11 protein-coding genes are annotated in these 13,673 nt (G+C 59.6%); 7 read left to right on the top strand and 4 right to left on the bottom strand.

Annotated features, from left to right (window positions below; all coding sequences use genetic code 11):
• Nucleotides 1–18: 18 nt before the first annotated feature.
• A complete protein-coding gene (locus tag ACO08A_RS03755) occupies nt 19–519 on the bottom strand; it encodes a GNAT family N-acetyltransferase (protein ID WP_422039897.1) in 501 nt (166 codons plus the stop codon).
• A 3-nt stretch (nt 520–522) separates the two neighbouring features.
• Nucleotides 523–1,080, bottom strand: a complete 558-nt coding sequence (gene moaB / locus ACO08A_RS03750) for a molybdenum cofactor biosynthesis protein B (RefSeq protein ID WP_422039896.1) — start codon at nt 1,078–1,080, stop codon at nt 523–525.
• Between the two features lie 187 nt (nt 1,081–1,267).
• Between moaB and ACO08A_RS03745 the strand changes: the two genes are divergently transcribed.
• The 6 genes from ACO08A_RS03745 (at nt 1,268) to ACO08A_RS03720 (ending at nt 9,111) form a co-directional block, all read left to right on the top strand.
• Nucleotides 1,268–2,494 (top strand): PLP-dependent aminotransferase family protein, encoded by a 1,227-nt coding sequence (locus ACO08A_RS03745; protein ID WP_422039895.1) that lies wholly within the window; start codon nt 1,268–1,270, stop codon nt 2,492–2,494.
• Nucleotides 2,495–2,531: 37 nt separating this feature from the next.
• Nucleotides 2,532–3,179, top strand: a complete 648-nt coding sequence (locus tag ACO08A_RS03740; RefSeq protein ID WP_422039894.1) for a ceramidase domain-containing protein — start codon at nt 2,532–2,534, stop codon at nt 3,177–3,179.
• Nucleotides 3,180–3,290: 111 nt separating this feature from the next.
• On the top strand, nt 3,291–5,585 hold the full coding sequence (locus ACO08A_RS03735) for an NADP-dependent malic enzyme (protein ID WP_422039893.1): 2,295 nt from the start codon (nt 3,291–3,293) through the stop codon (nt 5,583–5,585).
• 89 nt (nt 5,586–5,674) lie between these two features.
• A complete protein-coding gene (locus ACO08A_RS03730) occupies nt 5,675–6,007 on the top strand; it encodes a chorismate mutase (protein ID WP_422039892.1) in 333 nt (110 codons plus the stop codon).
• A gap of 88 nt (nt 6,008–6,095) precedes the next feature.
• On the top strand, nt 6,096–7,217 hold the full coding sequence (locus tag ACO08A_RS03725) for a PQQ-dependent sugar dehydrogenase (RefSeq protein WP_422039891.1): 1,122 nt from the start codon (nt 6,096–6,098) through the stop codon (nt 7,215–7,217).
• Between the two features lie 589 nt (nt 7,218–7,806).
• The gene (locus ACO08A_RS03720) at nt 7,807–9,111 is read left to right on the top strand and encodes a DEAD/DEAH box helicase (protein ID WP_422039890.1); all 1,305 of its coding nucleotides are present in this window, start codon (nt 7,807–7,809) and stop codon (nt 9,109–9,111) included.
• A 1,113-nt stretch (nt 9,112–10,224) separates the two neighbouring features.
• On the opposite strand, the gene ACO08A_RS03715 is transcribed toward ACO08A_RS03720, so the two are convergent.
• Nucleotides 10,225–10,620 (bottom strand): hypothetical protein, encoded by a 396-nt coding sequence (locus tag ACO08A_RS03715; RefSeq protein WP_422039889.1) that lies wholly within the window; start codon nt 10,618–10,620, stop codon nt 10,225–10,227.
• A 39-nt stretch (nt 10,621–10,659) separates the two neighbouring features.
• Nucleotides 10,660–12,336 carry an electron transfer flavoprotein-ubiquinone oxidoreductase gene (locus ACO08A_RS03710; protein ID WP_422039888.1) on the bottom strand — a complete coding sequence of 559 codons (1,677 nt, stop codon included), beginning with the start codon at nt 12,334–12,336 and terminating at the stop codon, nt 10,660–10,662.
• A 311-nt stretch (nt 12,337–12,647) separates the two neighbouring features.
• Here ACO08A_RS03710 and ACO08A_RS03705 point away from each other — a divergent pair, with 311 nt between their 5' ends.
• Nucleotides 12,648–13,544, top strand: coding sequence for a uracil-DNA glycosylase family protein (locus tag ACO08A_RS03705; RefSeq protein WP_422039887.1), 897 nt, complete (start codon nt 12,648–12,650; stop codon nt 13,542–13,544).
• Nucleotides 13,545–13,673: the final 129 nt, after the last annotated feature.

Here is a 13,673-nt window from a genome sequence, read left to right as displayed (position 1 = left end):
CGGCCTGACCGCCTGGTTTCACAGCGATCGGCTCATGCGGACGGAAGGGAAAACCACACCGCCCGGCAAGGTGATAGGGAAGGGTTCGACGGACCGAAATCCGCAAGCCCGGTAAAACGCTTCGCCGTTCAGCGTCGAATAGCAGTTGAATTCGGTGACGCCCGACGCGCGGGCATCCGAGATGCATCGTGACATCAGCGCCCGGCCGATCCCTTTGCCAATGTGAACCGGGTCCGTGCCGAAATGGCGGATATTTCCGTTGTCAGGCGTTTCGCCCTGCCCGGTCGGCGAGTGTCTCGTCCAACCGCCGGCGCCGATGATATGGCCGGTATCGTCTTCTGCCACATAATAGCTTCCGGAAACCAGCAGGTCCGGCCGCGCCTTCGTGATCAGCGGAAGCGCTGCTTCCAGCGTGCTGGCATCATAGGCGGCCCTTAGAAGGCTGGCGTAGCTCTTTTGCAGGAGCACGGTCACCGATTCACTGTCGGCTTCCGTCGATAGGCGGACTTGGAAGGACAAGGTTCAGGCTTCCTGAAGTTTCCCGCGTTTCAGGTGTTCGTCGAGCCTCGGCATGATCTCGACGAAATTGCAGGGCATGTGCCGGTAGTCGAGCTGCCACTTCAAGATGCCGTCCCAGGCATCCTTGCAGGCGCCGGGCGAGCCTGGCAGCGCAAAGATGTAGGTGGCTCCGGCAACGCCTCCGGTCGCGCGGGACTGGATCGTCGATGTGCCGATCTTGTCATAGGAAATCCGGTGAAACACTTCGGAAAAGCCATCCATGCGCTTTTCGAACAGCGGTTCGACGGCCTCCGGCGTGACATCCCGGCCGGTGAAACCCGTACCACCCGTCGAAATGACCACGTCAACGCCCTGATTGGCGATCCACTCCCGGACGACCGCCTGGATCGCCGCGATGTCATCCGTGACGATCTTCCGGGCGGCAAGCACGTGTCCGGCCTTCGTCACGCGCTCCGACAGGGTGTTTCCGGACCGGTCGTCCTCGGGCTTCCGGGTATCGGATACGGTCAGGACGGCAATATTGAGCGGTATGAACGGACGGCTTTCATCGATGCGGGACATGGCAACTCCTTTGCCTTCAAGAGATAGGGGAACACGTCTCGATCCGCCAGTGGTCGCGCTCAAGGGACAGTCGGATTTGTGATTGCGCAATAAAGTTACAAAAAATAACAAGATTGCGACACTTGCCAAATAGATAGGTCAATATTATTGACTTAAATAATCGATGTAACCCACATATGAGCCGATCATGACCACCTGGGACAGTCTTTATGCAAGGCGCGCGACCCGAATGCGCGCTTCCGAGATCCGCGAACTCCTGAAACTCCTCGACCGCCCGGACGTGATCTCGTTTGCCGGCGGCATTCCCGACCCGGCCCTGTTTCCTGCCGAAGCTTTCCAGAAGGCCTATGCCGAGATCCTGGGCGGGCCGGATGCCGAACGGGCGCTCCAGTACGGCGTCAGTGAAGGCAGCCCGAGGCTGCGTGCGTGGATCGTCGATCATATGGGCAAGCTGGGCGTCTCCTGTACGCCCGACAACATTCTCGTCACGTCGGGATCGCAGCAGGGGCTCGACTATATCGGCAAACTGTTCCTGTCGGAGGGCGACACGGCGCTGGTACAATGGCCGACCTATCTTGGTGCCGTGCAGGCGTTCAATGCCTATGAACTGAGTTTTGACCGTCTCGATCCGCGCACCAACCGGTCGCCGGCTGAATACAGATCCCAGGCGCAAGAAAAGGGCGGCGCGGTCAAGTTCGCCTACCTGTCGCCCGACTTCGCGAACCCGACGGGCCTGTCGCTCGACCTGGAAGAACGCAGACGCATTCTGTCGCTTGCAAAGGATCTGTCCTGCGCGGTGATCGAAGACGCGCCTTACGAGAGCTTGCGCTATGACGGCGAGGCGGTTCCGGCACTGCTTTCACTTGATTGCGCTCAGAACGGCGGGATCGAAAACAGCCGCACGCTCTACTGCGGCAGTTTTTCGAAATCATTGTCGCCGGGCCTCCGGCTTGGCTGGATCTGCGCGGCGAGTGAGGTAGTCTCCAGGCTGGTTCTCATCAAGCAGGCCAGCGACTTGAACACACCGGTGCTGAACCAGGAAGCCATGGCAAGGGTGGCCGAGAGCGATTTCGAGACCCACACCGCGAAAACCAATGCGGTCTACAAGACACGCCGCGATGCCATGCTTGCGGCGCTTGAACGGCATATGCCGGAGGGCGTCCGCTGGACAAGGCCGGAAGGCGGCATGTTCATCTGGGTTGAATTGCCGGCGGGAACGAACGCATCGGAGCTGCTTGAGCGTTCGGTCGAAACGGCCAAGGTCGCCTTTGTTCCCGGCGGTGCCTTCCATCCGGACGGAAGCGGCAGGAATACGCTGCGGCTGAGTTTTTCCTGCGCCGAAGAAGACAAGATCGAGGCCGGGATCTCAAGGCTCGGCAGCCTGATTGCCGAAATTGTCACATCCAGACGATAAGAAAGGCGGGGCAGGGTGTACACAAGAAGCGTTCGAGATGGATCTTTGGGAACAGGTTGACAATTACTGCGAGCGCGTCGGGCCGGAATTCTGGTCCGAGCCGCTCAATGCCGTCACGAATGCCGCCTTTATCATTGCTGCACTCCTTGCCTTCGCCCTCTGGCGCCGCAAGACACCGGATGACTGGGCGGGTCTTGGCCTGATCGCGGTTCTTTTTGCAATTGGTGTCGGGTCGTTTCTGTTTCACACCTTCGCGACCCGCTGGGCCGGCCTGGCCGATGTCATACCCATCGTCATCTTCATACATGTCTATCTCTACGTGGCGCTGAACCGCTATCTGGATCTGCGCTGGTGGCTGGCGCTCGGCATCGTTATCGCTTTCCTCGTGGCGACGGTCCTGTTTGCCGATCGGCTGTTCGCGCCTCTCGTCGGCTCCTCCGCCGGTTATGTTCCGGCGCTGCTTGCCATCTTCGTTGTCGGTGCGCTGTTTGCCCGCAGGGACGGAAGACTCGGTGCCCAGGTCCTGCTGACCGGCCTGGTGTTTCTGGCGTCCTTGACCGTGCGCACCCTCGATGAACCCCTTTGCGCGCAGGTGACGTTCGGAATTCACTTCATGTGGCATATCCTGAACAGTGTTGTGCTGTTTTTGCTGATACGGGTTCTCATTTTGCAGCGGGCCGGGTAAACCACAGAGACACATTGGAAAATTGCGCTCCGTAACGCGACACGCGGGGCATGCCGTTTTGCGACGAAAAGCAATGAAAGCGCGAAAGAGGCCAGGGAGACAGAAAACGTCATGAGCGATACCAGCAAGACCGAACACGATCTGTCGGAAGCCGCGCTTTTTTATCACGAAAATCCGAAACCCGGTAAGCTCGAGATCCAGCCGACCAAGCCGCTCGGCAACCAGCGTGACCTCGCGCTGGCCTATTCGCCCGGCGTTGCTGCACCCTGCCTGGAAATCGCGGATGATCCGTCCAAGGCGGCCAACTACACGTCGCGCGGAAATCTTGTCGCGGTCATCTCCAACGGAACGGCCGTTCTGGGTCTCGGCAATATCGGCCCGCTCGCCTCCAAGCCGGTCATGGAAGGCAAGGCGGTCCTGTTCAAGAAATTTGCCGGGATCGACGTTTTCGACATCGAGGTCGACGAGACCGATGTCGACAAGTTCGTCGACGCCGTCTCGGTGCTGGAACCCACCTTTGGCGGGATCAACCTGGAAGACATCAAGGCTCCCGAATGCTTCATGGTGGAAGCGAAGCTCCGGGAGAAGATGAACATTCCGGTGTTTCACGACGATCAGCACGGCACGGCCATCATCGTCGGCGCCGCGGTTCGCAACGGATTGCATCTTGCCGGCAAGAAGATCGAGGACGCGAAAATCGTCGCCTCCGGCGCCGGTGCCGCCGCGCTTGCCTGCCTGAACATGCTGGTGTCCCTCGGCGCGAAGCGGGAAAACATCTGGATCACGGACATTGAGGGCGTTGTCTTCGAAGGCCGTGAAAAGCTGATGGACGAGTGGAAGTCCGTCTTTGCCCAGAAAACCGACAAGCGCACGCTCGACGAGATCATCGAAGGCGCCGATGTGTTCCTCGGTCTGTCGGTCGGCGGCGTGCTCAAGCCGCAGATGGTGGAAAAGATGGGCAAGGGCCCACTGATCCTCGCGCTGGCCAATCCGAACCCGGAAATCATGCCGGAAGATGCGCTTGCGGTGCGCAATGACGTCGTCATGTGCACGGGCCGCTCCGACTATCCCAACCAGGTCAACAACGTTCTCTGCTTTCCCTTCATCTTCCGTGGTGCGCTCGATGTTGGTGCGACGACCATCAACGAGGAGATGAAGCGGGCGGCCGTCGAGGCCATCGCGGGCCTCGCCCAGGAAGAACCGTCCGATGTCGTCGCGCGCGCCTATGGCGGCAAGACCGAGACCTTCGGCCCGAACTACCTGATCCCGTCTCCCTTCGATCAGCGCCTCATTCTGCGCATTGCTCCGGCAGTGGCGAAGGCGGCGATGGAGTCCGGCGTTGCGACCCGTCCGATCACCGACTTCGATGCCTACCTGGACCGGCTGAACCGCTTCGTGTTCAGGTCCGGCCTGATCATGAAGCCGATCATCCAGAACGCCGCCAAGGACCCGCAGCGGATCATCTACGCGGAAGGCGAGGACGAGCGTGTCCTTCGGGCCGCGCAGGTTCTGATTGAAGACAACATCGCCAAGCCGATCCTGGTTGGCCGGCCGGATGTTCTGCAGCAGCGCTGCGAACGGTTTGGTCTGAAGATCCGGCCGGATGTCGATTTCGAGTACGTCAACCCGCAGGATGATCCACGCTACCGGGATTATGTCGATGAGTATTTCGAGTGTGTCGGCCGCAAGGGGCTGCCGCCCAATGCGGCCCGGACGGTTGTGCGCACCAACGCGACCGTCATATCGGCACTTGCCGTGCGTCGCGGCGACGCCGATGCGGTGATCTGCGGCCTTGAAGGGCGTTTCATCCGGCATCTGCGCGACATCAAGCAGGTGATCGGTGTGTGCGAGACCGCGCGCGATCTCTCCGCCATGTCGCTCCTGATCAACAGCCAAGGCGCGCTGTTCATGTCCGACACCTTCGTGACGGAAGACCCGACCGCGGAGGAGATCTCCGAGATGGCCGTTCTGGCAGCGCAGGAGATCCGGCGCTTCGGCATCGAGCCGAAAATCGCGCTTCTGTCCATGTCGAATTTCGGGTCCAGGGAAACGCCGTCGTCGCGCAAGATGCGTGAAGCGCTTGAATTGATCTGGGACCGCCATCCCGAGCTGGAGGTGGATGGGGAAATGCATGGCGATTCCGCCTTGAGCGAAGCCCTGCGCGAACGCGTGATGCCCGGCAGCAAGCTGAAGGGGGAAGCCAATCTTCTGCTTTTCCCGAACCTGGACTCCGCCAACATCGCCCACAACCTTTTGAAAGTCGCGACCCAGGCGCTTCACGTCGGGCCGATCCTGCTCGGAGCGGCGAAGACCGCGCATATCCTGACGCCGTCCGTCACGTCGCGCGGGGTCGTGAACATGTCGGCGCTCTCCAGCGTCGAGGCGCAAACACGCATGGTTGACTGACCTCGCGCGTGGCGCACGCCTGACCTTTTCTCTCGAACAGGACTTGTGTTCTCCGCTTGGCCACAGGTCTGCAAAACCGGAAGACTGAATTGAAAACGCCTGACGCGTGTCTGACAAAGCAGGACATCCGCACGGAAATCGATCGGCTGGACGGTGAACTCGTGCGGCTGTTCGCCGAACGGCAGAGCTACGTGCGCCGCATGGCCGAGCTCAAGCACCACCCGGACGAAGCGTTCGACGGGACGCGGATCGAGAGCATGATTGCCGCGATCAGGGGCCAGGCCGGTGATCTTGCCTTGGACCCGGACCAGGCGGAACTGGTCTGGCGGACGCTGATCGACTGGAACATCGCATTCGAGAAACGGGTGATTGCAGAGCGACTTCTGAAGGAGGCAGGCGGTAAGGGCACCCCGGCGGATTGAAGATTTTTAATCCGGTCATGACTGTTCATCGGGATTGGAGTGCCTAGGTATTGGGAAGGTTGACTGATCGCCTTCTACGGAGCCTCGCATGATGACGCGGAATTCTCTCATCTCCTCAACGGCTGCACTTTTCGTGGCACTCAGCCCCATGGCTGTCTTGCCAGCTGCAGCGCAGTCTTCCATTGCTCTCGAAACGGTCACCGAGGGGCTGTCCTACCCCTGGAGCGTCGCCTTTCTTCCTGAAGGCGGTTACCTCGTGACGGAACGGGACGGGCTCCTGAAACACGTTTCTGCGGAAGGCGACCAGAGTGTCGTGCCAGGCACGCCGGAGGTCTTCGCGCAAGGGCAGGGCGGGCTGCTCGACGTCGTTCTCAGTCCCGCTTTCGAGACGGACCGGACAATCTTCATGTCCTTCTCGCAAGGCTCACCGGAGGGCGCCGGTACTTCCTTGTTCCGGGCAACGCTTGCCGAAGACGGCGATGGCTACCGGCTGCAGGATGGAACGACGATTTTCCGCGCAAACAATCGTGCCTATGGCGGACGTCACTTTGGCTCCAGGCTCGCCTTTGCGCCGGACGGATCCCTGTTCATGACGCTCGGCGACCGGGGTGACGGTCCAAGATCGCAGGACGCATCCGATCACACCGGCTCCGTGCTGCGGTTGACGCGGGACGGTGAACCGGTTGCGGGCAACCCGTTCGAAGGAGAGGCCGGTCACAAGCCGGAAATCTGGTCGATCGGCCACCGGAACCCGCAGAGCGCCGCGATCAACCCGGCAACGGGCGTGCTCTGGACCGTGGAACACGGTGCCCGCGGCGGAGACGAGATCAACATTCCCGAAGCCGGAAAGAACTACGGCTGGCCCGTGATCTCCTACGGCCGCCACTATTCGGGCGGCAAGATCGGCGAGGGAACGGAAAAGGCCGGCATGGAACAGCCGATCCACTACTGGGACCCGTCCATCGCGCCATCGGGAATGGCATTCGTCACCAGCGAGCTTTACCCCGATTGGCAGGGAGACCTGCTCGTCGGAGCGCTGCGCGGCCGTCATTTGTCCAAGCTCGATCTCGACGGCGAGAAAATCGTGTCCGAGGTGCAGCTTCTGGGCGATCTGGACGCGCGCATCCGCGACGTACGCCAGGCGCCAGACGGATACCTCTATGTTCTGACCGACAGCGACGACGGGCAGTTGATCCGCCTGGTTCCCTGAGGTGGCAGAGCGCTTCCGGGCGGGACACGGCGACCTAACGGCAGCTTGACATTTCGACTGATCAGGCAGATATACCGCAGTGCGATTGCTGCCGCGTGAGCAGACAGGACGTCCGCGTGCCAGTGACAACACCGTCCCTGGACCCGATACCCACCAGTTGCAAGAGATTTGGAGCCTGATGAGAGGCTCAACCAGTTCCCATGTCACGCCAGGGTACGGACCCATAAATGAGGCCGATTTGGCGGCAGAAATGGCAAGATCTCGCGAGGAAGCGTGCGCAGAACGGGCTTTTTGCCCGGTCAAGCGCGGTGACGCTGCGAGGTAAGGCCATTTTGCCGTCCTTCGGATTTGGCCGTTTTGGCCATCTGCATCGTCGCGAAAGGCTTGAAAATGAACCACATTTCCTGCGCTTTCACTTCTCGCAGCTGGTCAAAACGATCCAAACCAAATTGACTTCATTTATGAGCCCGTACCCTAGGGTCTGGCGGCCTAGAGCCGGTTCTGAACGAACCGGCTGCCGCGCACCAACAAAATGCTGCAGGGAAACGCCTTGCGGCAACAAGAGCATTTTGATGCTCGCAACAAGGAAATGATATTGACTGATTTTCAGAACCTGGGGCTCTCCGGCGGCTTGTTGAAGGCTGTTTCGGAAAACGGCTACGCGTCGCCGACGCCGATCCAGGAAAAAGCGATCCCGCTTATTTTAGAAGGCCACGACCTGCTCGGTCTCGCCCAGACCGGCACCGGCAAGACCGCTGCATTTGGTCTGCCGCTGATTGACCGCCTGCTTGCCGATGGAGACGTTGCGCCGAAAGGCGGCACCCGCGCGCTTATCCTTGCGCCGACGCGCGAACTGGTGAACCAGATCGCGAAGAACCTGGTTTCCTACCTCAAGACGACCCCGCTCCGGGTGACCTCGGTTGTCGGCGGCGTGTCGATCAACGCGCAGATCAAGCGTTTGTCCAGGGGAACCGACATTCTGGTCGCAACCCCGGGCCGCCTGCTGGACCTTGTCGACCGCAAGGCTGTCGATCTGGGCACGGCATCCTATCTCGTTCTCGACGAGGCGGACCAGATGCTTGATCTCGGCTTCATTCATGCGCTGCGCAGGATTAGCGGCCTGGTACGCAAGGAGCGTCAGACGCTGCTGTTTTCCGCAACGATGCCGAAGCAGATCGAAGACCTCGCCAGGTCCTATTTGCGCAATCCGGAACGCGTGGAAGTGGCACCGACCGGACGCACGGCCGACAAGGTTACGCAATCGGTTCATTTCATGGACCAGAAGGCCAAGAGCGACTTCCTGCTCCAGCAGCTGAAAGCCAATCCCGATGGCATGTCCCTCGTCTTCTGCCGCACGAAACACGGCGCTGAACGCCTGATGCGCAGACTGTCGCAAAAAGGCATCGAAGCCGGTTCCATTCACGGCAACAAGAGCCAGAACCAGCGTGACCGCGCGATCCGTGATCTGCGGGACGGCAAGATCAATGTGCTCGTCGCCACTGACGTAGCGGCGCGTGGCATCGACATTCCGGGTGTGAGCCACGTCTACAATTTCGAGCTGCCGGAAGTTGCGGAGGCCTATGTTCACCGGATCGGGCGAACGGCCCGTGCCGGTGCGGACGGCGATGCGATTGCGCTTTGCGCGCCTGAGGAAATCGGGTTGTTCCGGCAGATTGAAAAACTGATCGGCGTCGAGATCCCGGTCGCCGGGGGCGAGGTGCCGCCGTTGTCGGCAGCCGCGGGTCGATCCAAGCGCGGCGGGCAGAACCGGGGCAACAAACCGGCTGCCAAGAAGCCCTCGCGCAAGCGCTCCGCAAAGAACCACAACGACAACACGCCCGGCGCGCGGCCGCACAAGCACCGCAAGTCGGGAAACCGGAAAAGCGCGGCCTGAGCCGCGTCTGCCCTGACGGTCAAAAAAATGCACCGGGAAGTGGCCTTCCCGGTGCCAGACCTTGTGGTCGATGGGGGTCAGAACAACACGTGCTGTCCTGACTGTTCTTTAGAAAGACACCTGACCCGATCCGTCGCCGCCGCAGTCCGGAGGTAAGCTGCTACTTCCTGCCCACAAGGTACCCGATTGCGCTGCTGAGCAACCGAATTCCGATTATCTGGGGGATGTCACAGCATTTCTGTGCGCGACTTGATCGAGATTTCCAAAACATGCTGGAAATCAATCATCTACGCCCCCGTCAGAAGTAAAACTAGATTAACGAAATCAATACTGCAATCATTACTCTCCACGCGGGTCGGAGCATGTGGATATCAAAAAGAATATTTAAAAACAGATGGTTATTGGAAAATTGTTCCGGATGGTTCAATTTTTCGGATAACCCCTGATTGAAGCCGACCAAGTCCAAGGCCGAGAAGTTCTTTAGTTTCAAAGAATTGCAAAATTCATACTCTTTATCTATTGTTGTATAGAAAATTCTTATGGGCGCTGATTTCGAGGGTGGAAGCCATAACCGGCTGAAAATAATGAGAAAAAATGGCGTCATTTTTCAAGTACGATTCTGTTTGTTTCTGCAAGCTGTCATGGCGGCCGCTTGGAGGCAGGCTCGCTTGTTTCGAAAAAATTGACCAATTGGTATAAATTTTCCTGCTGAATCCAAAATAAGTTCTTATTTGCTCAAATTGACGGTTGACGTTTCCGTAAGGTGAAGATACATCGGCCCTCGCTTCGGAACTTATTAACCAAGATCAATAGAGCCGAAGCACAATAACCAGGCAAAGATCTGGAACGGTGCACGTTGGCTCCATCTGGACCTCCGTTTCCCAAAAATTGCTGTCTGCGAAGACAGCTCAGGCCTTGTGGCGCGGGCGATCGCGCAACAACAGGACGTCTGGAACGTCCGGCCTTCCAGTTTTGCGCGGTTGACAACCGCAACGGGCCGGTACCCCCACTTTAACCGGCCTGATACAACCCATCGTCCACAAGACGACAACGCCGGGAAGCTCTGCTTCCCGGCGTTGTTTGTTTCCGAAACCGGTTTTGTGGATTGTCCCTTCAGACCATTCTGCGCGGTTTGAACGCCACAAAGACGCAAGCCATGAAGGCGGACAAAAACAATCCTATGAGCAAATAGGGCGGGGCCATGCACCCCTCGGCTATGGCGCCTTTGTGCACCGTGCCACTCCACTCGAACATCCAATCGCCGGCATGCAGTGCCGCGAACGCGATCGAAACAAGAGCGGAAACAAAACACAGCCACCTGTTTCGCAACAAAAGCGACGCCACGATCAACCCGGCATATGTGAGCATGAAAGGCGAAGTACCGAAGAAGTAAAGGACATCGTCTAGTTGAGAGACCTGACCCTGCGACGGATCCCAGCCGGGTCTCATCTTGTCGCAGACTTCGGCCAATGCAGCGCCCGGAAACAGAACCGGAACGGCCGAAGCCATTCCGGTCCACTGCCGCGTTCCGCGAATTCTTCTCAAACCTTACATGTTCGGATAATTCGGTCCGCCAGCCCCTTCCGGGACCGTCCAGGTAATGTTGCGGTTCGGATCCTTGATGTCGCAGGTCTTGCAGTGCACGCAGTTCTGCGAATTGATCTGGAACCGGGGCGCATCCTCGCCTTCCTCGACCCACTCGTAAACGCCCGCCGGGCAGTACCGGTTCGACGGACCCGCGAAAACGTCATGTTCGGAGGATTTCTGAACGGCTAGGTCGCTGACTTTCAGATGGATCGGCTGGTCTTCCTCATGGTTCGTGTTGGACAGGAACACTGAGGAAAGCTTGTCGAACGAAACGACACCGTCGGGCTTCGGGTACTCGATCTTCCTGCAGTCCTTGGCCGGTTTCAGCGTCTCTGAATCGCGCTTGCCGTGTTTCATCGTTCCGAAGAAGGAAAAGCCGAACAATTCGTTCGTCCACATGTCGAGGCCACCGAGGCCGATGCCGAGCCAGGTGCCGAATTTCGACCAGAGCGGTTTCGCGTTGCGCACCTTTTTCAGGTCTTCACCGATCGGGCTGTTGCGCCAGGCGGTGTCGTAGTTGGTCAGTTCCGTGTGCGCCTCGCCCCGTCCGATGGCCGCCATGACCTCTTCTGCGGCCAGCATGCCGGACAGCATCGCGTTGTGCGAACCCTTGATGCGCGGCACATTCACGAACCCTGCCGAGCATCCCATCAGCAGACCGCCGGGGAAGGACAGCTTCGGCACGGACTGGTATCCGCCCTCGGTGATGGCGCGCGCACCGTAGGAGATCCGCTTGCCACCCTCGAACGTGTCGCGGATCGTCGGATGCGTCTTGAAGCGCTGGAATTCATCGAAGGGCGACAGCCACGGGTTATCGTAGTTCAGATGAACAACGAACCCGACAGCCACCTGGTTATCCTCAAGGTGATAGAGGAACGACCCGCCGCCGGTCTTACCGTCAAGCGGCCAGCCGAAAGAGTGCTGCACGAGGCCGAGCTTGTGCTTTTCGGGCGCAACCTGCCACAGTTCCTTGATGCCGATGCCGAACTTCGGAACGTCGCTGTCCTTGTCGAGCGCGAATTTCTCGATGAGCTGCTTCGCCAGGGACCCGCGCGCGCCCTCGCCGATAAGCGTGTATTTTCCGCGCAGTTCCATGCCGCGCGTGAACATGGCGTTCGGCTTTCCGTCCCGGCCGATGCCCATGTCGCCGGTCGCAACGCCGACGACATTGCCGTCCTCGTCGTAGAGCAGTTCGGCGGCGGCAAACCCCGGGTAGATCTCGACGCCGAGCGCCTCCGCCTTTTCGGCCAGCCAGCGGCAGACATTCCCGAGAGAAACGATGTAATTGCCGTGATTGTTCATCAGTTTCGGCATGAACATGTTCGGAAGACGTGCAGACCCGGCCGGTCCGAGCACCAGAAAATGGTCGTCCGTGACGGCCGTCTTGATCGGGCTGTCCTCTTCGCGCCACTCGGGCAGGAGCTGGTCCAGCGCGATCGGATCGATCACCGCGCCCGAGAGGATATGCGCACCGACCTCGGACCCTTTTTCCAGAACGACGATACTGAGTTCCTCGCCCTTTTCGTTGGCGATCTGCTTCAGGCGGATCGCGGCGGCGAGACCCGCCGGTCCCGCGCCGACGATCACGACGTCGACATCCATGCTCTCGCGTTCACCAAGCTCGTCTTGTTCGCTCATCTTCTTCTCCCTCAAGCCGGCAAGGCCTTGTCCGTAGCGCCCTGTTTGCAATATTTCGCAGCGCAATACACGACATTTTTCAATTCCGTTAGCGAAATCCGGCCCTTATTTTGTCGAATTTCGCCCAGATAGACCAAAGCCTTGCTCGGGCGTCAAGAAAAAGAATTACGTTTACGTAAGAGTAAGACGTATTTCGTTTCAGGAGTGAGGCAGATGGAACGCCAGAAGGTTGGGGGTCCAGTGTCAAGATCGGTGCGCGGTGCTTGTGCCCGGGGATCAGCCGGTTAGTATCTGCCTCTGGAGGCCGTCACTTGCAACATTCCCACGACAATCTGAAGGACATCGAAAGCCTGCTCGAGTTTTACCGGAGCGCGGGCGTCGACTGTTTTCTGGGTGATGCACCGGTCGACTGGGTGGAAGCAAGTGCGCGCCAGGCGGCGCAAAGGCATCAGGCCGCTCCGGCATCGCCGCCTCAAATGGCCGGCGGGCCGGACCGGACAGCCGCTGCGAGTCATGCAGCACCAAAGAGCACCCCGCGACAGCAGGCGGCCGCCCCGCGGCAACAGCCAGCCAGCGCGCCACCGCAAGCGGCCGTCATGCCGGATCGCGAAACGATCGCCTCTGCGCGGGATCTCGCCGCCGCCGCGGCGTCTTTGGCCGATCTTAAAGCCTGCCTGGAGACGTTCGAAGGCTGCAATCTCAAGCTGACAGCGAAAACGCTTGTTTTCGGTGACGGCAATCCCGATGCCCGGCTGATGCTGGTCGGTGAAGCACCGGGCCGGGACGAGGACCTTCAGGGAAAACCATTCGTGGGCCGTTCCGGGCAATTGCTCGACCGCATGCTTGACGCGATCGGACTTGACCGGGAAGCCGCCTACATCGCCAACGTCGTTCCCTGGCGCCCGCCGGGCAACCGCACGCCGACACCTCAGGAAACGGAAATCTGCAAGCCCTTCATCAAACGGCAGATCGAGTTGGTCAATCCCGACGTTCTGGTGTTTCTGGGCGCTGCCTCCGCAAAGAACCTTCTCGGCGTTCAGGACGGTATTCGCAAAATGCGCGGCCGCTGGATGAATTACGCGCTCCGGGATCGGGAAATTGCGGCGGTCGCCACGTATCATCCGGCATACCTGTTGCGCAGCCCGCTTGAAAAGCGCCTGTCCTGGCGCGACTTCCTCAGCATCCGGTCCCGCCTGGCCGGACTGTAAGGACATCAGCTTCCCTAGGGTTCGGACCCATAAATGAAGCCGATTTGGCGGCAGAAATTGCAAAATCTCGCGAGGAAGCGTGTGCAGAGCGGGCCTTTGCCCGGTCAAGCGCGGTGACGCTGCGAGGTA

It is taken from the genome of Roseibium sp., from assembly GCF_965232425.1.
Classification (GTDB): Bacteria; Pseudomonadota; Alphaproteobacteria; order Rhizobiales; family Stappiaceae; genus Roseibium.
This window is presented reverse-complemented; position numbering and strand designations above follow the sequence as displayed.

What these genes read in the sequence shown, in the direction of transcription:
- ACO08A_RS03715 (WP_422039889.1), bottom strand. Translation starts at nt 10,620, where the DNA reads ATGGCTTCGGCCGTTCCGGTTCTGTTTCCGGGCGCTGCATTGGCCGAA.
- ACO08A_RS03710 (WP_422039888.1), bottom strand. Translation starts at nt 12,336, where the DNA reads ATGAGCGAACAAGACGAGCTTGGTGAACGCGAGAGCATGGATGTCGAC.
- ACO08A_RS03735 (WP_422039893.1), top strand. Translation starts at nt 3,291, where the DNA reads ATGAGCGATACCAGCAAGACCGAACACGATCTGTCGGAAGCCGCGCTT.
- ACO08A_RS03720 (WP_422039890.1), top strand. Translation starts at nt 7,807, where the DNA reads ATGATATTGACTGATTTTCAGAACCTGGGGCTCTCCGGCGGCTTGTTG.
- ACO08A_RS03745 (WP_422039895.1), top strand. Translation starts at nt 1,268, where the DNA reads ATGACCACCTGGGACAGTCTTTATGCAAGGCGCGCGACCCGAATGCGC.
- ACO08A_RS03740 (WP_422039894.1), top strand. Translation starts at nt 2,532, where the DNA reads ATGGATCTTTGGGAACAGGTTGACAATTACTGCGAGCGCGTCGGGCCG.
- ACO08A_RS03725 (WP_422039891.1), top strand. Translation starts at nt 6,096, where the DNA reads ATGATGACGCGGAATTCTCTCATCTCCTCAACGGCTGCACTTTTCGTG.
- moaB (WP_422039896.1), bottom strand. Translation starts at nt 1,080, where the DNA reads ATGTCCCGCATCGATGAAAGCCGTCCGTTCATACCGCTCAATATTGCC.